The organism is Vibrio sp. SG41-7, assembly GCF_014164465.1.
Lineage (GTDB): Bacteria > Pseudomonadota > Gammaproteobacteria > Enterobacterales > Vibrionaceae > Vibrio > Vibrio splendidus.
Map to the genome: position 1 here is coordinate 1 of NZ_JACJFF010000071.1, position 26,171 is coordinate 26,171.

Genomic DNA, 26,171 nt, shown 5'->3' on the forward strand with positions numbered 1-26,171 from the left:
TCAGTAATCGGCATCGCAATAAAGAATTGCGTGCCCTGGTGGTGGAATTGGTAGACACAAGGGATTTAAAATCCCTCGGCGTTCGCGCTGTGCCGGTTCAAGTCCGGCCCGGGGCACCATCTATTAAAGTCTACGTCTTAACGGATGTAGCAAATGCGATACTAGCTCAGTTGGTAGAGCGCAACCTTGCCAAGGTTGAGGTCATCGGTTCGAACCCGATGTATCGCTCCAAATTAAAAAGCCCGAACAGAAATGTTCGGGCTTTTTGGTTTCTGCCGTTCTGATTTTTATGCGTTATTCCTCTTTCTGTTTGAACACACACTCAAACTTCTTTTCTATCTAAAAATGTCGCTATCAACTTCGTTTATATTACTTAGCTTTTAAAAGCGAGATTCCCTATGAACTCGTTCCTCGTGCTAGGGAATGACGTTTGTACTCAAATGACCTCTGAGGCTTGACTCATCTTATTACTTTGTTAGCTTTTAAGGCTCGTTAACTGCGAGACTCCCTATGAACTCGCTCTTCGTACTAGGGAATGACGAAAGGGTGCTGAGATCTCAAAGCCTCACTAGCAACGTTTGTATACCCGCGTCGTCATCCTCGGGCGTGAGGAACGAGCGAACCGGGGATCTACTTATCGTCTGCTGACTAACTAGTGTTTAATCTATTGCATCAGATAGTTTCTGAATAAAGCAATACATCGGCATGTTGTAAGGGACTCCCTATGAACTCATTCTTCACGCTAGGGAATGACGAAAGGCGCCACAGCCTCAAAGCCATCACTAACACCGCCTGTATACACACGTCGTCATCCTCGGGCATGAGGAACGAATGAACCGAGGATCTCCTTACTTAAAAAATAAGTTGACGATATTTTCGGCAATTTTTGAATCACTGCTGCTATTTACCAAGCTATTATTGAAAACTATTGATCGTTCATTTCACTTTATGTTACTTTCTCGCGCAATCTCGGAATGATCAATGTTCAAAAAGAGCAGTGATTGCTTCTGGGGGATACGCGTAGTGACCATTCTTGCTGATTGGGACATTACGTAGGGTAGGTATCAGCTAGCCTTTAGCTGATAGACGGGATACTTATGGCGCAATTCGCCATGCTAATGGGAAACCCAACATTGAACACACTAATAACAACATTGCTAATCAGCTCTGCATTTCCAAAAGGGCCAGTTCTTCATAGCTGTCCGATACTGCAAAAATGTCCAATTCTTCAAAACAGTAGCATTACTGAACCTTGAGCTCGCGCTAACTATTTTTTGCTGTCCTAAGACGGCCTAATTTCGTATTCGTCATTTGACTTATGCGAGCGTACAGCTATATCTCATTTCTAGACAATACGCGTGTTTCACTATGAATTCTCTCTAAATCAATAGAGGGACGGTGTGCAATTGCGTCTGATGGAGGTGAGTATGAACACATTCAAGGGGATTTTCATGACTACCGCCTTTGAAGTCGATATTAATAATATCGCAAATTCATTTTCAACTATGGTTCCTATCGTTGAGGGAACTTACGACCTAACACCTGACGCTATTTTGCTTGAACAAGAGCAGCATGAGTCGGATGTTCGTTCATACCCAAGACGCCTGCCTATTGCTATTAAACGAGCATGTGGTGTTTTAGTTGAAGATACTCGTGGCCAACTCTTTCTCGATTGCTTAGCCGGTGCTGGTACACTTTCTTTGGGTTACAACCACCCTGAAATCAACCAGGCACTTAAAGATCAACTCGATTCTGGTTTGCCATACCAAACACTTGATATTACGACTCAAGCAAAAGAGACGTTTATCAAGCGAGTTAAAGCTTTTCTCCCTCAAGACTTTTCAACTAACTCGGTTCTTCAATTCTGTGGCCCGTCTGGCGCTGATGCTGTGGAAGCGGCGATCAAGCTCGCGAAGCAAACTACAGGTCGTAACACCATGTTTGCTTTTCGCGGTGCTTACCATGGCATGACTAACGGCACCATGGGCATGATGGGTAACCTTGGCACCAAAGAGCGTCGTAGCGGCTTGATGTCTGACGTACATTTCATGCCTTTCCCATACAACCTTCGCTGCCCGTTTGGCATTGGTGGCGAAGCGGGTGCTAACGCGAGCATTCGTTATATCGAACGTATGTTGAATGACGACGAATCCGGCATCATGAAACCGGCTGCTATGATCGTTGAGCCTGTACAAGGTGAGGGCGGCGTGATTCCAGCTCCGGCATCTTGGCTACAAGGTTTACGTCGCATCTGTGATGAGCACGGCATCCTACTGATCTTTGATGAAATTCAATGTGGTGTGGGTAAAACCGGCCATCGCTTTGCGTTTGAAGAATCTGGTGTTAACCCTGATATTTTATGCTTGTCGAAGGCGATTGGTGGCGGACTGCCTATGTCGCTGCTTGTGTTCGATAAGAGCATTGATACTTGGAAAGCGGGTGAACACACCGGCACATTCCGTGGAAACCAGTTAGCTATGGTCTCTGGCGCTAAAGCACTGGAAATCATTGAACGTGATGGCTTGGTTGAGCATGCGAATATTGCAGGCCAATACTTACGTCACGGGCTTGAGAAAATTCAAGCACGCGTGAACTGTATTGCTGAAGTTCGTGGTAAAGGCCTGATGCTTGGCGCTGAGATCAAGCAACCGAATGGCGAGCTTAATAAATTTGGTGAGCCTCAATCAGACGGCGAACTGACTCTAGCGATTCAACGAGCGGCGTTAGAGCGTGGCTTGATGGTCGAAAAGGGTGGTCGTGATGGTTCGGTTATTCGTTTCCTTCCACCAATGATTATCTCTTTCGAACAAATCGACTTTGCATTGCGAGTGATGGAAGAAGCCATCATCGCAGCGGGTGGTGGTTTAAAACAAGACCAAACACAAAGCGAAGAATCAAATCAAGAATGGAACAAGCATTTCATCCAGACGGGTTTAGGCGGTAGCAACGAATTTGCTAACGTGATGAACCAAACTACTCAAGCGATGAAAGCGGTTTTTGAACAGGTTGAAGCCCCTTACTCAGGTTTAGACCCTAAAGTGCTAGAAGCAGCCATCAAAGCTGTTGACCTCGATAACAACCAACACGCGTTGGTTGATGTTGTGGATAGCACGGCTGACTTAGTTGCAGCGAACTCTATCTTTGTGCAACACCCAGACTGTATTGCACACCTTCACACGCCTCCTCTTATGGCTTCTGTTGCTGCGGAATCCATTATCGCGGCGTTGAATCAATCAATGGATTCATGGGACCAAGCATCTGCAGCGACTTATGTTGAACAACGAGTCGTGGATTGGATGTGTGAGAAATACCAACTTGGCGATCAAGCTGATGGTGTTTTTACAAGCGGCGGTACGCAAAGTAACCTAATGGGTTTATTGCTAGCGAGAGACTGGGTTGCCGATAAGCACGATGGCCACTCAATCCAAAAGTTAGGTTTGCCAGAGTACGCGAGCAAACTGCGTATCTTATGTTCAAAGAAATCTCACTTCACGGTTCAAAAATCCGCATCTTTAATGGGATTAGGCGAAGCGGCAGTGTGCTGTGTTGATACCAATGCAAACGGCACCATCAAAGCTGATTTGTTAGACGCAGAAGTGAAAGCACTCAAAGCTCAAGGGTTGATTCCTTTTGCTGTGGTTGGCACGGCGGGTACAACCGATCACGGTGCTATCGATGACCTGGAAGCGATTGCAGACATCGCAAGCCAACAAGATCTTTGGTTCCATGTCGACAGTGCTTACGGTGGCGCACTTATTTTAAGTAGCCATAAAGCTCGCCTGAAAGGCATCGAGAAAGCGGATTCAGTGAGCGTTGATTTCCACAAGTTGTTCTTCCAAACCATCAGCTGTGGCGCAGTGCTTCTCAAAGACAAAGCGAACTTTAAGTACCTACTGCATCACGCAGACTATTTGAATCGCGAGCACGATGAACTGCCGAATCTAGTCGATAAGTCTATTGCGACCACCAAGCGTTTCGATGCACTGAAAGTGTTCATGACGATGCAAAGCGTTGGACCAAAGCAACTGGGTGATATGTACGACTATCTTCTAGAGCAGACGCTTGAAGTTGCTGATCTGATTCAGAAGCATGACGATTTCGAGTTGCTTGCTGAGCCGTCACTGTCGACTGTGCTGTTCCGTTCGGTTCCTAGTAATGGGCAATCAGCAAACAGCGCTATGGATTTGGACAAACTGAATCAAACGTTAAGACTGGAAGCGCTGACTCGTGGTGTTGCCGTGCTTGGCGAAACGGTCGTTGATGGTAAAAGTGCGCTGAAATTCACTATCTTGAATCCGTGCTTAACGACATCAGATTTCAAATCTCTAATTAACAAAATTCAAACTTTAGCTATTGAGCTAGCAGAACAACAAGGGTAATTAAAACTATGGCTATTCTACAAATTGGTGCAGGCGGCGTCGGTTGGGTTGTTGCACATAAAGCAGCACAAAATAACGAAGTACTGGGTGATATCACGATCGCTTCTCGCACAATCGCGAAGTGTGAAAAAATCATCGAATCTATCAAGGGCAAAAACAACCTTAAAGATTCAACTAAGAAACTAGAAGCACGTTCAGTAGACGCTGACGATGTTGATGCGCTTGTTGCTTTGATTAAAGAAGTTAAGCCGGATCTAGTGATCAACGCTGGTCCTCCTTGGGTAAACATGGCGATCATGGAAGCGTGTTACCAATCTAAAGTCTCTTACCTAGATACATCGGTAGCGGTTGACCTATGTTCTGAAGGTCAACAAGTACCACAAGCCTACGATTGGCAATGGGGTTACCGTGAGAAGTTCGCTGAAGCGGACATCACAGGTATTCTTGGCGCTGGTTTTGATCCAGGTGTGGTATCAATCTTTGCGGCGTACGCGGTTAAGCACTTGTTCGATGAGATTGACTCAATTGACGTGATGGACGTGAATGCTGGCGATCACGGCAAGAAGTTTGCGACAAACTTTGACCCAGAAACCAACATGCTTGAGATCCAAGGCGATTCTTTCTACTGGGAAAATGAAGAGTGGAAACAAGTACCTTGTCACTCTCGTATGCTTGAGTTTGAATTCCCTAACTGTGGCTCTCATAAAGTGTACTCAATGGCACACGATGAAGTGCGTTCAATGAAAGAGTTCATCCCAGCTAAGCGTATCGAATTCTGGATGGGCTTCGGCGATGCATACCTGAACTACTTCAACTGCATGCGTGATATCGGCCTTCTTAGCCCAGATCCGCTAACACTGCACGATGGCACTGTGGTTCAGCCTCTACATGTTCTTAAAGCACTGCTACCAGATCCAACATCTTTGGCTCCGGGTTACACAGGTTTAACGTGTATCGGTACTTGGGTTCAAGGTAAGAAAGACGGTAAAGAGCGCAGCGTATTCATCTACAATAACGCAGACCACGAAGTGGCTTACGAAGACGTAGAGCACCAAGCGATCTCTTACACAACAGGTGTTCCAGCAATTACCGCTGCCCTTCAGTTCTTCCGTGGCGAATGGGCTGATAAAGGCGTGTTCAACATGGAACAGCTAAACCCAGACCCATTCCTAGCAACAATGCCTGAAATCGGTCTAGATTGGCACGTTCAAGAGCTAGAGCCGACAGCCGGTCTACCTCTAATCCATACTTTGAAGTAGTTCTTGCTCTTTGCCCTTGTCGCGTTGTCCATCGTGCTCATTTACGTTCGTAAACTCCGCGCGATGTCCTAGCGACAAGGGCAAAGCTCTGCGAATCCCATTCAAAGTCATATGATTGACGAGAACGTATAATTACAAGCCGATGCTGTTGCGTCGGCTTTGTTCGATTATCATGTGCCTTCGTGAACTCGAGGGCCGCAAGGTATTAACATGCAAAACAACGAACTAAAAACGCCTTACTTCATGATCAACGAAGACAAGTTGATTGCGAATTTAGAGATAGCCAAGCAGCTGAAAGAGATTTCAGGTGTGAAGTTGGTATTGGCCCTGAAGTGCTTCTCGACATGGGGTGTGTTTGACATCATCAAGCCTTACCTCGATGGCACGACAAGCTCTGGTCCATACGAAGTGAAACTTGGCCATGAAACTTTCGGTGGTGAAACGCACGCTTACAGTGTGGGTTACAGCGAAGATGACGTGAGAGAAGTTGCAGATATCTGCGACAAGATGATCTTCAACTCGCAAAGCCAATTCGAAGCTTACCGTCATATTGTTGAAGGCAAAGCGTCGCTGGGTTTACGTCTAAATCCGGGCGTAAGCTACGCAGGGCAAGACTTGGCAAACCCTGCGCGTCAATTCTCGCGTTTGGGTGTGCAAGCTGATCACATCAAGCCTGAGATCTTCGATGAGATTAATGGCGTGATGTTCCACATGAACTGCGAGAACAAAGACGTTGATGCGTTTATCGGCTTACTTGAATCAATCTCAGAACAGTTTGGTGAGCATTTAGATAAATTGGACTGGGTGAGCATGGGCGGTGGTGTGTTCTTCACATGGCCGGGCTATGACATTGAAAAGCTTGGTCTTGCGCTAAAAGCCTTCTCTGAAAAGCACGGCGTGCAGATGTACCTTGAGCCGGGTGAAGCCATCATCACTAAAACAACTGACTTGGTTGTGACAGTGGTTGATATCGTAGAGAACGTGAAGAAAACCGCTATTGTGGATTCAGCTACCGAAGCACACCGCCTTGATACGCTTATCTATAATGAACCAGCATCGGTATTAGAAGCGTCTGAAAATGGTAGTCATGACTATGTGATTGGCTCATGTTCATGCTTGGCTGGCGACCAGTTTTGCGAAGCGAGTTTTGATGAGCCGCTGAAAATTGGTCAAAAGCTGCATCTGTTGGACAGTGCTGGTTACACTATGGTGAAACTGAACTGGTTTAACGGCCTTAAAATGCCTTCAATCTACTGCGAGCGCAGCAATGGCGACGTTCAAAAGCTGAATGAGTTTGGCTATGAAGACTTTAAACGTTCTCTGTCACAGTGGTCAGTTAAGTAACTGAGTCATAGCTTTAGAACAATAAAAAGAGCAGCCGATGAGCTGCTCTTTTTGTTTCTGTACCGTGATAAACCTAATTAAATGTTTTTACTAATCGAACAAGTGGGTGTGGTACATCATCTGGGTCAGTTATGACTTCTATTGCTTCTTCAAAATCAATGATTAAACCATCATAGTTGTTATTTATTATGTGAGCGTCAGGAGTGTTGGTCCAATATGGCTCATTGGTAGTCGTCGGGAAGTGTGTCAGGTTGATTGCTGGTCTAGTACAGCTATAGTCAACGATTGAACTTAACTCTTTGATATTAGGCAACCTAAAACCAACCTGACCTGCGATAGTGGTCAGATTCGAATCTTCAGTTGCGATGAGCGCATCTTGCCAATTTTGATATTTAATCGCGGTACCATCACATGTATCATTGGATTGATTGTAGGTTTCGCCTAAATTGCATTTTGACCAAAGCAAATTAGTCGTTACGTCGAGTAATGTCCCATCTTTACGGTCAATAAATTGCCCGTCTTGGTGAGAAGGAGTTTGAGTTGTCACGCAGGTTTGCGCGATGGTATTTGCACTTAACAGAGAGGCAATTATACCTAAGCATAGTTTTAGTTTCATTACTCAATACCTCCACTTACAGCCACAATTCCTGTCGAGCCTGCGATGTTTTTATTGCAAAGCTCAAGCTCTCCATTTTGAGAGTCGATACATCTAGCACTACCATCTTGTTTAACAGAGCTAGAGTGCGTGAAGAGTCGGTCTCCAAGATTAGGAAAGAAATCAATGGCTCCTGCTGGTGCAGTGCCGACATTGAAGTTGATAAATGAACGAGCTTCAACAGGTGAAGGTAAGCGCCAATCTGTAATACCGCAAATAGAGCGACTGTTTAGGCTACTAATATAACTACTTGTATTACAGTAGTTACTTCCTGAACCATCATTAATGTACGCACATTGAGAAGAGATTGGGCCGGCGCTGTACAATAGATCATTGAGTGCTCCGGCATAGCCACCATTGGTTGTATTATCAGAGTCGTGCCAAGTATATGTATATGAAGCGCTTCGCCATGAGCTTGATTGACTGTCCCATGGATAAGGGTGGGCATCAGGGTCGTCTTTATGGTTCTTAACCCAGGTATCGACCTCGGACTGACTAGGTAGTGCTATGGGATCTTGTTTTGCTTCAATATATAATCCGGTATGCTCATCTTTAACACAGCGCCAATCAGTAGCGCTAGGTATTAGAGGGTTTCCGTGAGCATCTAGCTTGGTGTAGCGGAAGCCATATTCCCCATCCGAATGTTCACTTCCATTGGTGACATCTAAACCAAAATCGGCATCTTGATTTGGATGTGATGCTGGAGGAGTGACGCTGTCGTAGTCTGTTCCATCAAAATAAGTGACATACCCAGTATCATTGAAACTTTTCTGACCGGGAATATAGAACGCGAGAGTGTTTTTACTCGAATCGATAGTCGCGTTACCAACGGAAGCTATCGTGTAGATTACCGATTCGCCACCTTCATCGAAGCTATCATCACGAGCAGAAAAAGTGATATTTGTTGATAGGGTTTCTGCTGGCAATTTAAGAGTTAACCCTGATATGTCAACAGTAAAGTCCTCAGGCGCGGCAATACCGGTTTGAGTTAGGGTAAGTGTTACATCTTGAAATGTGTAATGACTCAAAACAGCTTGTTGAATAATGCTGTCACCTTCTACAACGGTACTTAAATCGTTACTAAAACTAACTGTTGGTTGAGTATCGCTATCATCAATGGTTACTACAGTTCGTTCGCTTGAAAGAGTGTAATTTGTACCGTTATCAGCGCTAATAGAGTAATGAAGTGTTTTACTACCTTCATACAGATTATTGTGCACAAGGTTTAATGGCAGAGCTGCGTTTGTTGCTCCTGCCGCAATTTTGACGTTTTGGCTAGAGATAACATCGTAGTTCTTGAACGCGCCACTGGAACGTGTCGTCACGTCACTGGTTGAGATCGTCAAGGTTAGATCTTGGCTTAAGGCTTCGGAAAGAGAAACGGTGATCGACTCTGTTTTTGACCCTGATTGTGGTTCAGAAAATGAAACACTATTAGGGAGGCTAACAATAACCGGGGAAGAGGATGAACCAGTACTGGTTCCTGTCGTTGTTGTTCCACTGTCATTATTTTCATGGCCGCTTTTACAGCCGCTAAATAGTGTTGTGAGAAGGATTACTGAGATGGCATTGAGTTGCCAACTCGACCTTTTTCTTTCCATGTATCAACCTAAGCTACTAAATTATATAAGATATCTATGGTAACAATAAATCCATATAAATGCTTGGTTTCATATGTCTAGGTTATGTTTTTCTATCCTTTTTATTTGTATTTTTGTGATTTATGTAAGTGAAGTGTGTTTCTCATTAGTTAACCTCCCAACAACGAATCCATTGTCGGGAGGGTAGGTAACTTAGCTCTCAATCATCACTCGAGTATCTTCGCTGAGTGTTTCTAGTTCATTCACTACGTCATCAATCAAAACTTCGATTGGTAGCTTAACGGCAATCTTGGAAGTAAATAGGCTTGAGCTAACGCCACCGCCGCCAGCGATGAAGACTCGGTGGCAATCCATATCAAGAATGCTGATCCCTTGTCTGTCCAATACATGTGTCACTTCGTTGACGATGCCTGCTCTGTCGTTAGAGTCGAGTCTTAGGTGATGGATTGTGTCTTGAGCATTGTGCGTATGATCTGAATCGACAAACTGTACGATGAGATCTGGATTGGCGCTGAAAGCTTCTTTGACAATCGATTCGTTGATGGCTGGAAGTTGAACCTTAAGTACGCCTGCGACTTGGTCTTCAATAAAATTCACTTTACTGATGAGCCATTTGCCGTCGTTTTCGTGAGTAACCGCAGCAAGTTGTTTGATTGTTGCTGGTGATGCTTTTCCGATAAAGTTTACGATAAATGTACTGTTCATATCAGCCCCCAAAGTTTCAATGATTCGTTGCTAATTAAATGTTTGATATCACGCGATAAAGTTCTTTAATTTCAGTGTAGAAGTTTACATCGAACAATGTTTGACCTATGTCAATTTTTGAAACTAAGCTGTGATGTAAAAAAAGAGAATGAAGAGTAGGGCACAAAAAAAGCGGCTAGAGAGCCGCTTTTTAGAAGAGTTGTCGCTTTTATTAGGAATGCAGTAACTTGAAATTCATAGACTGAAAGACGATTTAGAACGTTACTTTAAAGTTCATACCAACAAATTGAGAATCGTATCGTGCGCCAGCATCGTAGGCGAATCGAGCGGCGTCTTGGTTATCCCACCAAGGGTTAGTATTCAGATTAACTTCTGCGTCACCACCCCATGCATCACTTACCCAGTAGTGGATATGGCCAACAGGGTTAAGGAAGAATAACGAAACATCACCCATGGTTTGAGAACCCATCACTTCGCCACCTGAAGCTACGATGTCTTGTTCTGCTTCTAGCATCATTTCACCGACAACCGCACCAAAGAATGGTGTGATGAAGAGATCTTGCCATGAAGGTACTTCAGCAAACGCTTCTACGCCATATTCCCAGAAGAAGGTCGACATTGTCCAAGAGTATAAGAAAGACTCAAACTCGTCGTAACCAGCATGTCGAGCTGCGGTGTAGTAAACACCACCGAAATAAGGGTGCATCACGTAGTTTAGGAAGTGTTCGTCACGGTCCCATACTGGGCCTTCGGAAACGTTATCTTTCCATTTTTTACCTAGTGCGCTGATATCACGTTGGTCATCATCCCACTTAGTGATACTTTCAGGTAAAAGAGTCATTAGACCAACGGTTGCGACACTTAGGCCAAGAATTGTGTAGGTTTGACCCATTAAGTAATCCCAATCTTTGCCATCGCTGACAGTAAGGTAGATTGGTTGCTTATCGATCGTTAGATCGTACTGATCACTTGATTCGCTTAGTGCATAGTTCTTGCTAGGCTTGTAGGTGTACAAGCTTTCATTAACACAGTAATCTTGAGCACATTCATCCGAGTAAGAAAGGTTGATTGGCTGGTCGAAGTCGTATTGGCTTGCAACCGAGTTAACTGACATTAGCATTGAAAATGCAGCAGTAACCTTCGTTAGTAACGGTGATTTGGCCACAAGGGTCTCCATGAGAAGTTAAGAATTGATCAGAGTCACAATTATCTATTAAATGCCTGATTTAGGGAACTAATAATTTATTGCTTTTCCTAAGAAAACCTTAGATTTAACATTATTAATATTTGTGAAAAGATGAAATGTCTCAAACTCAACCATAGACCAGTTTGTAAATAATGCAGTGTCTTTTTATGACTACAAAGGATAGAAATATGACGAAAATCGCAATGTTAAGCACTGGTGAAGAAGTTCTTCATGGGGACATTGTAGACACAAACGCAGCTTGGATGTCTGCTGAGTTTTATCAGCACGGTTTTGCCCTAGCGAAACGTTCGACTGTGGGTGACCAAATGAATGCTCTAGTTGAAGAACTGTTGATGCTGAGTTTTAACTATGATGTGGTTATCGTTAATGGTGGTTTAGGACCGACAACTGATGATATGAGTGCGGCTGCGGCGGCGGCGGCTTCAGAGCAGAAACTCGTCATGTTCCCTGAATGGCTGACTCGTATGGAAGAGATGTTTTCTGGACGCGGTATGCCGATGCCGGATAGCAACCTTAAACAAGCTTTGTTGCCAGCGAGTTCAGAGATTGTCGATAACCCTGTGGGCACGGCTTGCGGCTTCAAACTGAAAATCAACGATGCGACTTTCTATTTCACTCCGGGTGTCCCGAGTGAATTCAAACGCATGGTCACGTGTGAGATCATTCCTGATCTGTCACGTACCTATCCTCAAGTGGTTGCCTCTGAATGCAGTCGACTGTTTACGTTTGGTTTGTCTGAGTCGGGTATCTCTGATGTTTTGGACCAATTAAAGCTGCCTGAAGGTTATGAGCTTGGTTACCGTTCTTATCTGCCGTTCATTGAGGTTAAACTATTTGGTCCTAAGGCAGACTTAGAAACTCGCGTTAAGTTGCTGCAAATGGTTTACAAGCTGCTAGAAAGTAATGTCGTCAGTGTTGATGAGCCTATGGTTGATCATATTGGCCACATCATGGCTGAGAAAAAGAAGACGTTATCTGTCTCTGAAGTGTCGACCAAAGGCGCATTGTCAGCGTGGCTGCAATCGAATGAGCAGGTTGAAGATTGCTTCGGGCATTCGTGGGTGATGGCTGAGCCAAAAGAGAGTGAACTTGAGAAGAGCGATCCATTAGCGGCAACCTTTGCTCTGGCTGGCGCAACAAGAGAGAAGTGCGGTACTGAGCTAGCTTTGGTGACTGGCAAGTTAGAAGGCAACACATTCAGCGTTGCATTGTCGACCGAAGCGGGAGAATGGGGCCAGGTGCTTGAATTTTATCGTCAGTACTCACGCGAAGACCAACGTAACGTAATTAAGACCGTTGCTGCCGATATGCTGAGAAGGCATTTAGACAACAAACCGATGTTTGGTACTTACTCTTCGGTTAAGCGATTGAAAGACATGTTTATTCCAGCGGCTATTATTAAGTAGTATTTAGGCGAGCTAACCAAGTCTGTACTAAAAACGCGAGAAAAAACGAAATAAAAAGGCCCAACATCTAAATAGGTGTTGGGCCTTTAGTTTATCTAGCCTTCTAGATAACCAAACAAGCAGTTATGTTTACACGTAACTCATGTCTGTAAGAACTTGATTACAAACCGCTTGTCATATGTAGACTATAGAACAAACCACGGCCGATTAACTCTGAAGCCAAGAACAATACTAGTGCTAAGCTAAGGTTTACTGGGTTCACTTTTGCTTTGTTCAGCATAGGTAGAATCCAAATCAACAAGCTTGCCATCAACAATGCAACTTGAAGAATCACATAGCTGCCTAAACCGTCAACCAACTCAGATGCTTTTGCCGTTGAAGTTTGAATGTCACCGATTAGGTTCAGTTTTCCTACGGTCACAAGCAAGCTGATAGCAACTGCGATAACAGCCAGTATGGTGATGTTACGGTCAACCGTAAAGCGACTGTCGTTTGCGAATACAATCACGAACTGAGACAGCAGTAAACCACCCACAACCATCGTCATGATGAAGCTCAGTGGTGTGTAGATGTTGTCCCACGTCGGTACTGTGTTGATCATGTATACGTTAATCATCGCGTACATGAAGATAACACCCAGCACCATAGCGCCGACCATCAGTGCTTTCTGGATAGCAACGCCACCTTTCTTAAGCACAGACAGTAGCCATTGCAGGCCGCCGACAGCGAAGAATGCTGCACCGAAGAACACTTCGTTAGACAACCAAGCTGAGCCTAATTGGTTAAAGGCATTAAACGCGCGCAGTGGAGAACCTAGGTGCGTTGTCGAGAACATGAAGCCAAGACCCATTAGTGCCCACAGAATGAACATTGGAACCTTGTAGCTGTTCAGCTTCTCTTCGTCATGACCAAGTATCAGTGCACGTGCGCCAATCAGTAAGTAACCACCAACCGCAGTTTGCGCCAGCACCGTAAAGAAGATTAAAGACCACTCATGAAAAATCATCTTACACCTCCTTCGGGTTTGCTAGGTGACCACTGGTATCGCCAGTCGGCTTCGCGTTTTTGTTCAGCTTAATCACGATGTTCGGTAGCGTTTCTGTTGAAGATGGCAGTGGAGCCACATCCGCACCAGAGCCGTACTTCTCACGAAGTGTATTGATTTCACCAAACTCCAATGCACGAAGTGGGCAAGACTCAACACAGATAGGCTGTTTGCCTTCAGAAACACGTTGGTAACAACCATCGCATTTGGTCATGTGACCTTTCTTAGCATTGTATTGTGGTGCGCCGTAAGGACACGCATTGCTACAGTGCTGACAACCAATACATACGTTCTCATCAACCACGACCAAACCGTCTTCATCACGTTTGTGCATCGCGCCCGAAGGACACACTTTCACACACGCTGGGTTAGTACAGTGGTTACAAGCGATAGAAAGGTAGTAAGAAAAGACATCTTTCTGAACCCAGGTATCACCATCTTGAGTGAAGCCACCACCTGCGTATTCGTATACGCGACGGTAGTTCGTTTTGATGTCTAGATCGTTATAATCTTTACAAGCAAGCTGACAGGTTTTACAACCCGTGCATTTACTTGAATCAATGTAAAAGCCGTATTGTTTCATTCCAACCTACCTTATGCTTTGTTTAGCGTTTTGATTTGAACTAGGTTTGTATGCTGAGGGTTACCCTTAGCAAGTGGGCTCGGGCGCTGAGTCGTCAGCACGTTAATAGAGCCTGCATGGTCGATCTTCTGACCATCTGGTGCGTACCATGCACCTTCGCCTAGTGCGACAACTCTAGGAAGAATCCTAGGTGTCACTTTCGCTGGAATGTGTACTTCGCCACGGTCGTTGAAAATACTCACCATGTCGCCATTTTTAATACCGCGCTCTTGAGCATCAATCGGGTTGATCCACAACTCTTGCGGTGCTGCTGCTTTGATTTCAGCAACGTTGCCGTAAGTCGAGTGAGTACGAGCCTTATAGTGGAAACCGGTTAGCTGAAGTGGGTACTTCTCTGCTAGTGGATCGTTATGACCTTCAAAAGAGTCCGCGTAAATCGGAAGTGGGTGAATCACTTCGTCTTCTTTCAGCTTCCAAGTCTTCGCGATATCAGCCAGTTGCTCTGAGTAGATCTCGATCTTGCCACTTGGTGTGGTCAGTGGGTTCGCTTCTGGATCTTTACGGAAGTTTTCGTAAGCAATGTAGTGGTGGTCGTAGCTACGTTTGTAGATACCCAGCTCTTTCATCTCTTCGAAGGTTGGCAGTGTTGGATCGTTCTTACGAGTTTCAGCGTAAAGATGCTCAATCCATTGCTCTTGAGTTCGGCCTTCTGTGAACTCTTTTTCGACGCCCATACGCTTAGCCAACTGAGAGCACATTTCATAGATAGATTTCGCTTCGAATTGAGGTTCGATCGCTTTCTGCGCGTAGATGAAGTAAGGCATATTCGCAGCTTTACCATCCATACACCAGTCGTCTTGCTCAGACGTTGTTAAGTCTGGCAGGATGATATCGGCGTATTTCGCTGAAGAAGTCATATGGTTATCAACCACAACAATCATTTCACACGCACTTTCATCTTGAAGAATCGCGTGAGTCTTGTTGATGTCTGAGTGTTGGTTGATGATGCAGTTACCTGCGTAGTTCCAGATCATCTTGATTGGGTTCTTAAGGCGCTCTGCACCGCGAACACCGTCAGTGATGTCGGTCATTTCATGGTGACGGTAAATTGCATCTGTCCACATGAACATTGAAATTGAAGTTTCAACTGGGTTTGGCACAGTAGGGAAGCGAACAAACGGAATGTTGATGTCACTTTCACGAGCACCTGTTGAACCGCCAGATACACCCACAGAACCGGTGAGTAATGACAGCATTGCGATTGCACGACACGCTAGCTCACCATTCGCAGTGCGTTGTAAGCCCCAGCCTTGGTGAATCGCACATGGTTTCGCCGTGCCCATCTCGCGACCAAGCTTGACGATAGTATCAACGGGAATACCGGTGATCTTAGAAGCCCATTCTGGCGTTTTCTCTACGCCATCTTCACCTAAACCTAGGATGTAAGATTTGTAGTCGCTGTTTTTAGGCGCCGATGCCGGCAGTGTCTTCTCGTCGTAACCTACGCAGTATTTATCTAGGAACGGTTGGTCGACAAGGTCTTCAGTGATCATCACGTGCGCAAGACCCGCTACCAATGCAGCATCTGTAGAAGGACGGATTGGGATCCATTGATCTTCACGGCCACCGGCTGTATCGGTGTAGCGAGGGTCGATGATGATCGTTCTTGCGTTCGATTTGTTTTTGCTTTCTACGTAATGGTGAATCAGACCGCCGCCAGACATACGAGTCTCGGCAGGGTTGTTACCAAATTGGATGTTAAGCTTGGTGTTCTCTAGGTCAGAGAAAGAGTTGTTGTTTGCCCAACCACCGTAGGTGTAGCTCAAGCCTTTCGCGATTTGCGCCGTTGAGTAGTCACCGTAATGGTTTAGGTAACCACCACTTAAGTTCATTAGACGAGCAATCAGCGTTTGAGCTGGTGGCCAAGACTTAGTTACCGTACCGCCAAGCGTACCAGTACCGTAGTTTAGGTAGATGGTGTCGTTACCGTAGTCTTTGATAAGACGTTGCATGGTGCCAGCGACTTCGTCGTAAGCCTCTTCCCAACTAATACGTTTAAACTTGCCTTCACCACGTTTACCAACACGTTTCATTGGGTATTTCAGGCGATCTGGGTTGTAAACACGGCGGCGCATAGAGCGACCACGTAGACAAGCACGAACTTGGTGATGACCGTATTCGTCAGTACCTGTGTTGTCTGTTTCTACGTATTTGATTTCACCGTTTTGTACATGCATACGTAATGGGCAGCGAGAGCCACAGTTTACTGTACATGCACTCCATACGATTTTCTCATCCACATTCTCAGCAACCGCAGCCGCTACGGGTTTGGATTTGAAAGGTAACGCAATACCGCCAGCGAGTGCAGCTGCGCTGCCTACTGCAGAAGAAGCCTTCATGAAGCCTCTTCGAGTAAGATTCATTACCCCAGATTCTTTCTTATTCGTCATTCTAAGATGCCTATTGTTATTGATGGCTAGCACTTTATAGGTAGTTTTGTTTTTGTCTTTTAATTTTTAAATATTGATTGATTGGCATCAAATAAGAGCGAAATTTAAATGTTATGAATCGAATGTATAAAATGGATCAAAGAATGAAATGTATTTATTAATATAATTATCTTTAAACCTATAACGGTATAAATAATAATGATTATCGATACGCATAAATTATTGGGTTCGCTATTTTATCAAGCGACAAGTAAAGAACAGTTGATCACCATTGTCGAAGCTTTGGTGGAGAGTGAAGTGCTCTCCGAAGAATGCTTGATCGCATTGAGAAGTGAAGACGAAGATGCACTTTCAGCGGAGTTTAGCCGCCTGTTTGAAGGCGTTGGCGACATGCCAGCTCCGCCTTGGGGGTCTGTTTACCTAGATAAAGACCGCGTTGTGTTCGGTGCTTCTACTGTAGAGTATCGACAGTTTTTAGAGTTGAATCAGATTGAATTAGACACGGGCTTAAGAGAACCGGAAGATCAATTTGGTTTAATGTTATTCGCCCATGCGTATTTGTTAGAGAATAATAATATTGATTCATCGCGTGAATTATTGGAGATCCATTTATTAACTTGGTCTCGTGTTTATTTGGAGAAATTAAATACAGCATCAGAACTATCTTTTTATAAGAAGCTATCAACTGATGTAATAGATTGGCTTAAATACCTAGCATCTGAATATAAAATAAACGTTGTTCCTAAAAAGTTATATATCGACTAATGTCTGAACAAATAAATTCAAATAGACGCGGTTTCTTAACTCGACTTTCTAAACCGGTTAAAGCCGCCGCGAATTATGAAGAGAAGTCACAGCGCTCGTATGCAAGGCCGCCAAGAGCGGTCGATGAGGTGCTGTTTGAGCGTCTTTGCGACGGTTGTGGATTGTGTGAGCAAGCGTGTCCGAATAGCGTTATTGAGATGCTAGAGGGCAGTGCGCTGCTGAATTTGGATTACAACAGTTGTTCTCTGTGTAACAAGTGCAGTGAAGCGTGCCCGACCGGCGCACTTCATCCAACTGTCTCGCCTTATATCGACCTCAAGCCTAGCTTTGCTGATAGCTGTAATAACTACATGCAAATGGACTGTTCAGCATGCCAAGCTGCTTGTTCAGCAAGTGCGATTCAAATCGAAGCAGGGGAGTTGCCTACGGTGGACAAAGATAAGTGTAACGGCTGCGGAGAGTGCCGAAGCGCTTGTTACATTGGCTCAGTGACTTTGAATCTTATTCAGTAGTAAACGTCTGGTTTGGCTTTGTGGCAGCGAGCTAGCAGAAAGGCTTTGGTTGAGTGAGTGGCGAGTCGTCTCAGATACCTAAAGACATAAATAAAAAAGGGTCCGCATTCCTAAAAGAAGCGGACCCTTTTTAATTCTTATTGAAGTTATTCGAGCAAAGCGACCTAAATCCAGTTGGCTTATGCGCGTTTTTGCTTGCTTCTATGAATAACGTTACTTAGCGATAGCTCAGTCTTTGCTTTACAGATGCATGGCAAAATTTCATTGGCTTGTGTGTAAGCCATAGCAAAACCAACGTACTCGACTTCACCAGAATCCAACGTACAGCGGCAAGCGCCACAGTGGCCATCTCGGCAGTTGTATTCTGGCTCTAACCCCGCTTGTTCCATTGTTTCCAATAGAGTGTTTGAAGGGTTAGATTCAATAGAAGTCAGCTTGTTGATTTTGATTGTTGGCATTACAGCTCAAACCCTTCAAAGTCGTCAGCTTTTACTTCGTTGTCGATTTGGCCAACTAGGTAAGAACTGATTTCAGCTTCTTGTGGAGCAACTTGAACGTTATCTGAAGACAACCAAGCGTTGATCCATGGAATTGGGTTCGACGTTGCTTCTGGGTAAGCGGTACCTAGACCAACAGCCTGCATACGGATGTTAGTGATGTACTCAACGTATTGGCAAAGAATATCTTTGTTTAGACCAATCATAGAACCATCTTTGAATAGGTATTCTGCCCACTCTTTTTCTTGCTCAGCCGCTTCTTTGAATAGGTCGAAACACTCTTGCTTACACTCTTCAGCGATCTGCATGAATTCGAAGTCATCTTGGCCATTACGTAGCAAGTTGATCATGTGCTGTGTACCAGTAAGGTGAAGTGCTTCATCACGAGCGATTAGCTTGATGATCTTCGCGTTACCTTCCATTAACTCACGCTCAGCGAATGCAAATGAACATGCAAAGCTTACGTAGAAACGAATCGCTTCCAGTGCATTTACAGACATTAGGCATACGTAAAGCTTCTTCTTCAGGTCGTGAAGTGAAATCTTAACGTCTTCGCCGTTGATGTTGTGGTTTCCTTCACCGTAGCGGTGGTAGTCAGCCGTCAGCTTGATCAAGTCGTCGTAGTAAAACGCGATGTCTTTCGCACGTTTCAGGATCTCTTCGTTTTCAACGATGTCGTCAAATACTACGCCTGGATCATTCACGATGTTACGGATGATGTGCGTGTATGAACGAGAGTGAATCGTTTCAGAGAATGACCAAGTCTCAATCCAAGTTTCAACTTCTGGCAGTGATACCAAAGGAAGTAGGGCAACGTTAGGGCTGCGGCCTTGGATAGAATCTAGAAGCGTTTGGTACTTCAGGTTAGAGATGAAGATGTGCTTTTCATGCTCTGGAAGCTTGTTGTAATCGATACGGTCGCTAGACACGTCTACTTCTTCTGGACGCCAGAAGAAAGAAAGCTGCTTTTCGATCAACTTTTCGAAGATTTCGAATTTCTGTTGGTCGTAACGTGCAACGTTTACCGACTGACCCAAGAACATTGGTTCTTTTAGTTGGTCATTTTTTTGTTGAGAAAAAGTACTGTAAGCCATAAATGCCTCAAATCCTTTAAAGACCCGCAATAAAACGGACCCTGTTAATGCTTTAAACCCAGAGAAGATAACTTCTCTGGGGTCTTAATGTTTATTGCGGTTTAGATCTTACAACCGCCGCCTTCACAATCTTCTTCCGGCACTTGAACTGCATCGCCTTGGTCGTCTTTAGCACCATCACGAGTGTTATGGTAGTAAAGTGTCTTAACACCGTACTTGTACGCTGTTAGCAAGTCTTTAAGCAGCTGCTTCATTGGTACCTTACCGCTGTCGTAAACACTTGGATCATAGTTAGTGTTTGCAGAGATAGCTTGGTCAACGAATTTTTGCATGATACCCACTAAATGCAGGTAACCGTCGTTAGTACCAATGTTCCAAAGTAGCTCGTAGTTGTCTTTAAGATTTAGGAAATCTGGAACAACCTGCTTCAGGATACCGTCTTTCGACGCTTTAACTGATACATAACCACGTGGTGGCTCGATACCGTTAGTCGCGTTCGAGATTTGAGACGAAGTCTCAGAAGGCATAAGCGCTGTTAGCGTAGAGTTACGCAGACCGTGCTCCATGATCTCTTCACGTAGCGTGTCCCAATCGTAGTGCAGCGGCTCTTCACATACTAAGTCGATATCTTTTTTGTAAGTATCGATTGGCAGTAGGCCTTTCGCGTAGTTGGTCTCGTGGAAAGATGGGCAACGGCCTTGCTCTTTCGCTAGTTCAACAGACGCTTTTAGCAAGTGGTATTGAATTGCTTCAAAAGTACGGTGAGTCAGGCCATTTGCACTGCCATCAGAGTACTTAACACCATTCTTCGCTAGGTAGTATGCGTAGTTGATTACACCCACACCTAGAGTACGACGGTTCATTGTCGACTTACGAGCTGCTGGAAGCGGGTAGTCTTGGTAATCAAGTAGTGCATCTAGAGCACGAACAACCAGTTCAGAAAGTTCAGCCAGATCGTCTAGCTCGTTGATTGCGCCTAGGTTGAACGCCGAAAGCGTACATAGTGCAATCTCACCTTCGTCATCTTCTACGTTAGAAAGCGGCTTAGTTGGTAGCGCGATTTCTAGACATAGGTTCGATTGACGAACAGGTGCTACTTCAGAATCAAACGGGCTGTGTGTATTACAGTGGTCAACGTTCTGAATGTAGATACGACCAGTAGAAGCACGCTCTTGCATTAGCAGAGAGAATAGCTCAACGGCTTTAACCGTTTCACGCTTCACTGAAGGATCGTTTTCGTACTTCACGTAAAGTGCTTCAAAACGCTCTTGGTTTTCGAAGAACGCGTCGTAAAGGCCAGGTACGTCTGAAGGAGAGAACAGGCTGATGTTGCCACCTTGAACTAGGCGAGAGTACATAAGCTTGTTCAGCTGTACGCCGTAATCCATGTGACGAACACGGTTCTCTTCAACGCCGCGGTTGTTTTTCAGTACTAATAGAGACTGAACTTCACCGTGCCATAGTGGGTAGAACACTGTTGCTGCGCCGCCACGAACACCACCTTGAGAACAACATTTTACTGCTGTTTGGAAGTATTTGTAGAAAGGGATACAGCCAGTGTGGAACGCTTCACCATTACGGATTTCAGAACCAAGCGCACGGATACGACCTGCGTTGATACCAATACCAGCACGTTGAGATACGTAACGAACAATTGAGCTTGCTGTTGCGTTGATAGAATCAAGGCTGTCACCACACTCAATCAGTACACATGAACTGAATTGACGAGTAGGCGTACGTACACCAGACATAATTGGTGTAGGCAGAGAAATCTTAAACGTAGACGAGGCGTCGTAAAAACGTTTGATGTAGTCAAGACGAGTCGATTTCGGGTATTTACCGAATAAACACGCAGCAACTAAAATGTAAAGGAACTGAGCACTCTCGTAGATTTCTTTTGTTACACGGTTCTGTACGAAGTATTTACCTTCAAGCTGCTTAACCGCCGCGTAAGAAAAGTTCAAGTCACGCTTGTGGTCGATGTACGCGTCAAGCTCTTCGAATTCAGCTTTCGTGTAGTCTTCCATTAAGTGGCTATCGTATTTACCCATATCAACCAGTTTTGCAACGTGGTCATAAAGTGCAGGCGGCTCGTATTCACCGTACGCTTTTTTACGTAGGTGGAACACTGACAGACGTGCTGCTAGATATTGGTAATCAGGAGTCTCTTCAGAGATTAAATCCGCTGCTGACTTGATGATTGTCTCATGAATGTCAGTCGTGGTAATGCCATCGTAAAACTGAATGTGAGCTTTCAATTCTACTTGTGATACAGAAACATTGTGCAAGCCTTCAGCTGCCCATGTGATCACTCGATGGATTTTCTCTAAATCGATCGTTTCTTTGCGCCCGTTACGCTTGGTAACAGTAAGTTGTTGGTTCATTCTGCTTAATTTCCCTAACAAAACTGAACAAGGCCGTGTTTTTGTGTATTTCTGTGTAATTTTTGTAAATTACGTTTCGGCTTTGTGATCTTGGTCTACCCATATATTGTAGTTCAAACACAACATATAGGGGTCATTTGTTTGTTGGGTTACAAGATAGTGCTACAACTGATATTTTTCAAGGTAAAGAAATGGTGTTGCTTGTGGATAAGTGGTGGATTGAAAAAAAACTGTAAGTGACCACTAACTGATGACGTTAGACGTGACTTGATTGTACAAAAGTCGCCTTTTAAGGATGCTTTATTTTTGCACGCCCATAAAAAAAAATCCCTTGATCTTTGGGCAAAATAGGCAATGGATTTTGGACGATTAAATTTAAATCGAGGTGGTCAAAATGGAAGCTAGCGCACGAAATTTAGACTGAAAAAAGTCGCAAACTTATGGTAATTGCAACTCTTTTCATTCGTCTTTTTAACAAAATATTTTACGGTAGGGCTACCGATATTTTTTAGCCCAAGTTTTGAGTGTGAACGATGTAGTTCACATCGACTTTTTGGCCTAAACGGTAGGTGTTCGTTAACGGGTTATAGTGCAGTCCTGTAATCCCTAATTCTTGAAGCGGAGTGTTATCAACCATTTTGATAAGCTCAGCAGGGCGAATGAACTTTTCGTGGTCGTGAGTACCTTCTGGCACAATCTTAAGTAACTTCTCTGCACCAACAATAGCGAACAGGTAAGACTTAAAGTTACGGTTCAATGTTGAGAAGAACACATGGCCGCCCGGTTTCACTAATTTTGAACAAGCCGAGATAACTGATTGTGGGTCAGGAACGTGCTCTAGCATTTCCATGCACGTCACCACATCGTAAGTGTGTGGGTTTTGCTCTGCATGGTCTTCAATGGTGCTTTGGATGTAATCGAGCTTGGTGCCGGTTTCTAATGCGTGCAGACGAGCGACTTCTAGCGGTTCTTTACCCATATCTAGTCCGGTGACTACCGCACCCTCTACTGCCATGCTTTCAGCAAGAATACCGCCGCCGCAGCCAACATCGAGAACTTTCTTACCAAAAAGGCCTTCGGTTTTCTCTAGCACGTAATTTAAGCGCAACGGATTGATTTGATGTAGTGGCTTAAACTCGCCTTCTAGATCCCACCAGCGCGACGCCATGTCTTCGAATTTTTTGATTTCTGCTGGGTCTACGTTCTGTGATTTAGTCATAATCGGCATTTCCAAGTTAAATAATGCATCCATGAAATTGCAGGCATTATAACTTGCCTTTTCCTGCTGACCAGAAGATCTACAATTTTGCTAGTTTATTGGGTGTAAAGTGACCATGTTTCAGCAAGATATGACGCTGAGGTGCAATTTCTCATCAATAGATTGGCTACAAGGGTCACAAGATGGTAAAAGGAGAGGGAAAGTGATGCCTCCGTAGGTAAATTTGTGTTATATTTTTCGGTCTTATACGTATTCAAAAATACGATCTGACTATAGAGGGAAAATGGCTCTATGAGCGATCTAGCGAAAGAGATCACGCCCGTAAATATTGAAGATGAGCTTAGAGGTTCATACCTAGACTACGCGATGTCCGTCATCGTTGGTCGTGCCCTTCCAGATGTGCGTGATGGCCTAAAACCAGTACACCGCCGCGTTTTGTTCGCGATGAATGTACTAGGTAATGATTGGAACAAAGCATATAAAAAGTCTGCTCGTGTAGTAGGCGATGTAATCGGTAAATATCACCCACACGGTGATAGTGCGGTATACGAGTCAATTGTTCGTATGGCTCAGCCGTTTTCACTACGCTATATGTTAGTCGATGGCCAAGGTAACTTTGGTTCGGTTGACGGCGATTCAGCTGCGGCAATGCGTTATACCGAAGTTCGTATGTCAAAAATAGCTGGTGAGCTATTAACGGATCTTGATAAAGATACGGTTGACTTCGTTCCTAACTATGATGGAACCGAGCAAATACCAGCAGTTTTACCAACAAAAATACCAAACCTATTGGTTAACGGTGCTTCTGGTATCGCAGTAGGTATGGCTACCAACATCCCGCCACATAACCTTGGCGAAGTTGTTGATGGCTGTTTAGCATTTATCAATAATGAAGACATCACTATTGATGAGCTAATGGACTACATCCCGGGTCCAGACTTCCCGACAGCAGCATTAATCAGTGGCCGTAAGGGCATCGTTGATGCATATAAGACTGGTCGTGGCAAAGTTTACATGCGTTCGCGCGCGAACATTGAAATGGAAAAGAACGGTAAAGAAACAATTATCGTTACTGAAATTCCATATCAAGTGAACAAAGCTCGTCTGATCGAGAAGATTGCAGAACTTGTAAAAGACAAGAAAGTTGAAGGCATCAGTGCACTGCGTGACGAATCTGATAAAGATGGTATGCGTATTGTTATTGAATGTAAGCGTGACGCTGTCGGTGAAGTTGTACTAAACAACCTTTACTCACAAACTCAACTGCAAACAACTTTCGGCATCAACATGGTTGCTCTGAACAACGGCCAACCACAACTTTTCAACATTAAAGATATGTTGAAGTGTTTTGTTGATCACCGTCGTGAAGTTGTGACACGTCGTACTATCTTCGAATTGAAGAAAGCGCGCGACCGTGCACATATCTTGGAAGCTCTATCTTTAGCGCTTGCAAACATTGATGAAATCATTGAACTGATCAAGAACGCACCAACACCAGCAGAAGCTAAAGTTGGTCTAGTATCTCGTGGTTGGGATCTTGGTAACGTTGCATCAATGCTTGAACGTGCTGGTACTGATGCAGCTCGTCCAGATTGGCTTGAAGACCAATACGGTATCCGTGATGGTCAATACTTCCTAACGGAAACTCAAGCGCAAGCTATTCTAGAACTTCGTCTTCACCGCCTAACTGGCCTTGAGCACGAGAAGATCCTAGACGAATACAAAGCACTTCTAGAAGAGATCGCTGAGCTAATGCATATTCTTGCAAGCACTGAGCGTTTGATGGAAGTTATCCGTGAAGAACTTGAAGCGGTACGTGATATCTATGGCGACGAACGTCGTACAGAAATCACAGCAGCGGTTCATGACATCGACATGGAAGAGCTAATTGCTCAAGAAGACGTTGTAGTAACGCTTTCTAACGCAGGTTACGTTAAGTACCAAATCCTAAGCGACTACGAAGCTCAGCGTCGTGGTGGTAAAGGTAAGAGTGCAACTAAGATGAAAGATGAGGATTACATTGAGCGTCTGCTTGTTGCTAATACTCACGATAACATCTTATGTTTCTCTACTCGTGGTAAAACGTACCGCCTGAAAGTTTACCAACTGCCTCAAGCAAGCCGTACCGCTCGTGGTAAGCCTATCGTTAACATTCTTCCTCTAGAAGAAGGTGAGCGTATTACGGCTATCCTGCCTGTTTCTGAGTTCTCTAACGAGAAATTCATCTTCATGGCAACAGGCGACGGTACCGTTAAGAAGACATCACTGGATCAATTCGCAAACGTACGTGCTAACGGCCTAATCGCAGTTAACCTACGTGACGATGATTCACTGATTGGCGTTGATATTACTGATGGTAATAGCGACATCATGCTGTTCTCGAAGTCGGGCAAAGTTGTTCGCTTTAACGAGGACAAAGTACGTCCAATGGGTCGTACTGCCTCTGGTGTTCGTGGTATGAAGCTTCCAGAAGACGATCAAGTGGTTTCACTGATTGTTCCTTCAAACGAAGGCGATATCCTAACTGTGACTCAAAACGGTTACGGTAAGCGTACTGAGCTGGCTGAATACCCAACGAAAGGCCGTGCAACGCAAGGTGTAGTATCTATCAAAGTCTCTGATCGTAATGGCCCAGTAGTTGGTGCTGTTCAGGTTGAAGAAGGCGATGAAATGATGATGATCACCGACGCAGGTACACTAGTACGTACTCGCGTAGCGGAAGTAAGCCAAGTTGGTCGTAACACTCAAGGTGTAACACTGATTCGTACTGCTGAAGACGAGAATGTTGTAGGTCTACAACGTATCGACGAAGTGGAAGAAGCGGAGATTGTTGAAGGCGAAGGAACTGAAGAAGCAAATGCTGACGCGGTAAACGCTGAAACGGCTGTTGTTTCTGAATCAAGTGAAGAGCAAGCATCTGATGCTTCTGACTCTGAAAGTGATAGCGAGCAAGACACTGAGTAATCTCGATTACGTTAAGTAATTAAGCTTACCAATGAAAAAACCGAGCCTAAGTGCTCGGTTTTTTATTGCCTGTCATTTCACTTTTTTTCTCTTCTCTTCTCA

18 protein-coding genes and 2 tRNA genes are annotated in these 26,171 nt (G+C 44.5%); 9 read left to right on the forward strand and 11 right to left on the reverse strand.

The annotated features are described in order from the left end of the window. The first annotated feature begins 32 nt into the window (after positions 1-32). The 5 genes from H5300_RS17460 (at position 33) to nspC (ending at position 6,982) form a co-directional block, all read left to right on the forward strand. Positions 33-119 (forward strand) — tRNA-Leu (locus H5300_RS17460). 36 nt (positions 120-155) lie between these two features. After that, positions 156-231, forward strand: a tRNA-Gly gene (locus tag H5300_RS17465). A gap of 1,196 nt (positions 232-1,427) precedes the next feature. Continuing rightward, positions 1,428-4,379 carry a pyridoxal phosphate-dependent class III aminotransferase gene (locus H5300_RS17470; protein ID WP_182796509.1) on the forward strand — a complete coding sequence of 984 codons (2,952 nt, stop codon included), beginning with the start codon at positions 1,428-1,430 and terminating at the stop codon, positions 4,377-4,379. An 8-nt stretch (positions 4,380-4,387) separates the two neighbouring features. Then, a complete protein-coding gene (locus tag H5300_RS17475; RefSeq protein WP_182796510.1) occupies positions 4,388-5,638 on the forward strand; it encodes a carboxynorspermidine synthase in 1,251 nt (416 codons plus the stop codon). A 210-nt stretch (positions 5,639-5,848) separates the two neighbouring features. Continuing rightward, positions 5,849-6,982: a carboxynorspermidine decarboxylase gene (nspC, locus tag H5300_RS17480; RefSeq protein WP_004733355.1), complete on the forward strand. Its 1,134-nt coding sequence runs from the start codon at positions 5,849-5,851 to the stop codon at positions 6,980-6,982. Between the two features lie 73 nt (positions 6,983-7,055). Here the strand turns inward: nspC and H5300_RS17485 are convergent, their stop codons facing one another. The 4 genes from H5300_RS17485 to H5300_RS17500 all read right to left on the reverse strand — a co-directional run bounded on the left by H5300_RS17485 (position 7,056) and on the right by H5300_RS17500 (position 11,108). Next, on the reverse strand, positions 7,056-7,598 hold the full coding sequence (locus H5300_RS17485; protein ID WP_102441640.1) for a DUF1566 domain-containing protein: 543 nt from the start codon (positions 7,596-7,598) through the stop codon (positions 7,056-7,058). Continuing rightward, a complete protein-coding gene (locus tag H5300_RS17490) occupies positions 7,598-9,238 on the reverse strand; it encodes a DUF1566 domain-containing protein (protein ID WP_102441639.1) in 1,641 nt (546 codons plus the stop codon). Before H5300_RS17490 ends, H5300_RS17485 begins: the two co-directional genes overlap by 1 nt. A 192-nt stretch (positions 9,239-9,430) precedes the next feature. Continuing rightward, on the reverse strand, positions 9,431-9,943 hold the full coding sequence (locus H5300_RS17495) for a glycine cleavage system protein R (protein WP_004733356.1): 513 nt from the start codon (positions 9,941-9,943) through the stop codon (positions 9,431-9,433). A gap of 253 nt (positions 9,944-10,196) precedes the next feature. Next, a complete protein-coding gene (locus tag H5300_RS17500) occupies positions 10,197-11,108 on the reverse strand; it encodes a DUF3943 domain-containing protein (RefSeq protein WP_017083899.1) in 912 nt (303 codons plus the stop codon). Between the two features lie 209 nt (positions 11,109-11,317). Between H5300_RS17500 and H5300_RS17505 the strand changes: the two genes are divergently transcribed. Next, a complete protein-coding gene (locus H5300_RS17505; protein WP_182796511.1) occupies positions 11,318-12,556 on the forward strand; it encodes a CinA family nicotinamide mononucleotide deamidase-related protein in 1,239 nt (412 codons plus the stop codon). A 160-nt stretch (positions 12,557-12,716) separates the two neighbouring features. On the opposite strand, the gene H5300_RS17510 is transcribed toward H5300_RS17505, so the two are convergent. The 3 genes from H5300_RS17510 to H5300_RS17520 are packed head-to-tail and all read right to left on the reverse strand — an operon-like array spanning position 12,717 to position 16,634. Continuing rightward, positions 12,717-13,562: a DmsC/YnfH family molybdoenzyme membrane anchor subunit gene (locus H5300_RS17510; protein ID WP_182796512.1), complete on the reverse strand. Its 846-nt coding sequence runs from the start codon at positions 13,560-13,562 to the stop codon at positions 12,717-12,719. Between the two features lies 1 nt (position 13,563). Beyond that, positions 13,564-14,184, reverse strand: a complete 621-nt coding sequence (locus tag H5300_RS17515) for a DMSO/selenate family reductase complex B subunit (protein WP_017085719.1) — start codon at positions 14,182-14,184, stop codon at positions 13,564-13,566. A gap of 11 nt (positions 14,185-14,195) precedes the next feature. Beyond that, positions 14,196-16,634, reverse strand: coding sequence for a DmsA/YnfE/YnfF family dimethyl sulfoxide reductase (locus H5300_RS17520; protein WP_182796513.1), 2,439 nt, complete (start codon positions 16,632-16,634; stop codon positions 14,196-14,198). 198 nt (positions 16,635-16,832) lie between these two features. Between H5300_RS17520 and H5300_RS17525 the strand changes: the two genes are divergently transcribed. Together H5300_RS17525 and napF are read left to right on the forward strand one after the other, a co-directional pair. Beyond that, complete coding sequence (locus H5300_RS17525; protein WP_017089810.1) at positions 16,833-17,399, forward strand: molecular chaperone; 567 nt, start codon at positions 16,833-16,835, stop codon at positions 17,397-17,399. Then, positions 17,399-17,911, forward strand: coding sequence for a ferredoxin-type protein NapF (gene napF / locus H5300_RS17530; RefSeq protein WP_182796514.1), 513 nt, complete (start codon positions 17,399-17,401; stop codon positions 17,909-17,911). Before H5300_RS17525 ends, napF begins: the two co-directional genes overlap by 1 nt. Before the next feature lie 179 nt (positions 17,912-18,090). Here napF and yfaE read toward each other — a convergent pair whose 3' ends face one another. The 4 genes from yfaE to ubiG all read right to left on the reverse strand — a co-directional run bounded on the left by yfaE (position 18,091) and on the right by ubiG (position 23,138). Next, positions 18,091-18,369 (reverse strand): class I ribonucleotide reductase maintenance protein YfaE, encoded by a 279-nt coding sequence (gene yfaE / locus H5300_RS17535; RefSeq protein WP_004733364.1) that lies wholly within the window; start codon positions 18,367-18,369, stop codon positions 18,091-18,093. Beyond that, positions 18,369-19,502, reverse strand: coding sequence for a class Ia ribonucleoside-diphosphate reductase subunit beta (gene nrdB / locus H5300_RS17540; protein ID WP_004733365.1), 1,134 nt, complete (start codon positions 19,500-19,502; stop codon positions 18,369-18,371). Before nrdB ends, yfaE begins: the two co-directional genes overlap by 1 nt. 101 nt (positions 19,503-19,603) lie before the next feature. After that, a complete protein-coding gene (nrdA, locus tag H5300_RS17545; protein WP_004733366.1) occupies positions 19,604-21,886 on the reverse strand; it encodes a class 1a ribonucleoside-diphosphate reductase subunit alpha in 2,283 nt (760 codons plus the stop codon). 508 nt (positions 21,887-22,394) lie between these two features. Further along, complete coding sequence (ubiG, locus tag H5300_RS17550; RefSeq protein WP_017078713.1) at positions 22,395-23,138, reverse strand: bifunctional 2-polyprenyl-6-hydroxyphenol methylase/3-demethylubiquinol 3-O-methyltransferase UbiG; 744 nt, start codon at positions 23,136-23,138, stop codon at positions 22,395-22,397. Between the two features lie 258 nt (positions 23,139-23,396). Here ubiG and gyrA point away from each other — a divergent pair, with 258 nt between their 5' ends. Then, on the forward strand, positions 23,397-26,069 hold the full coding sequence (gyrA, locus tag H5300_RS17555; protein ID WP_182796515.1) for a DNA topoisomerase (ATP-hydrolyzing) subunit A: 2,673 nt from the start codon (positions 23,397-23,399) through the stop codon (positions 26,067-26,069). Positions 26,070-26,171 lie beyond the last annotated feature (102 nt).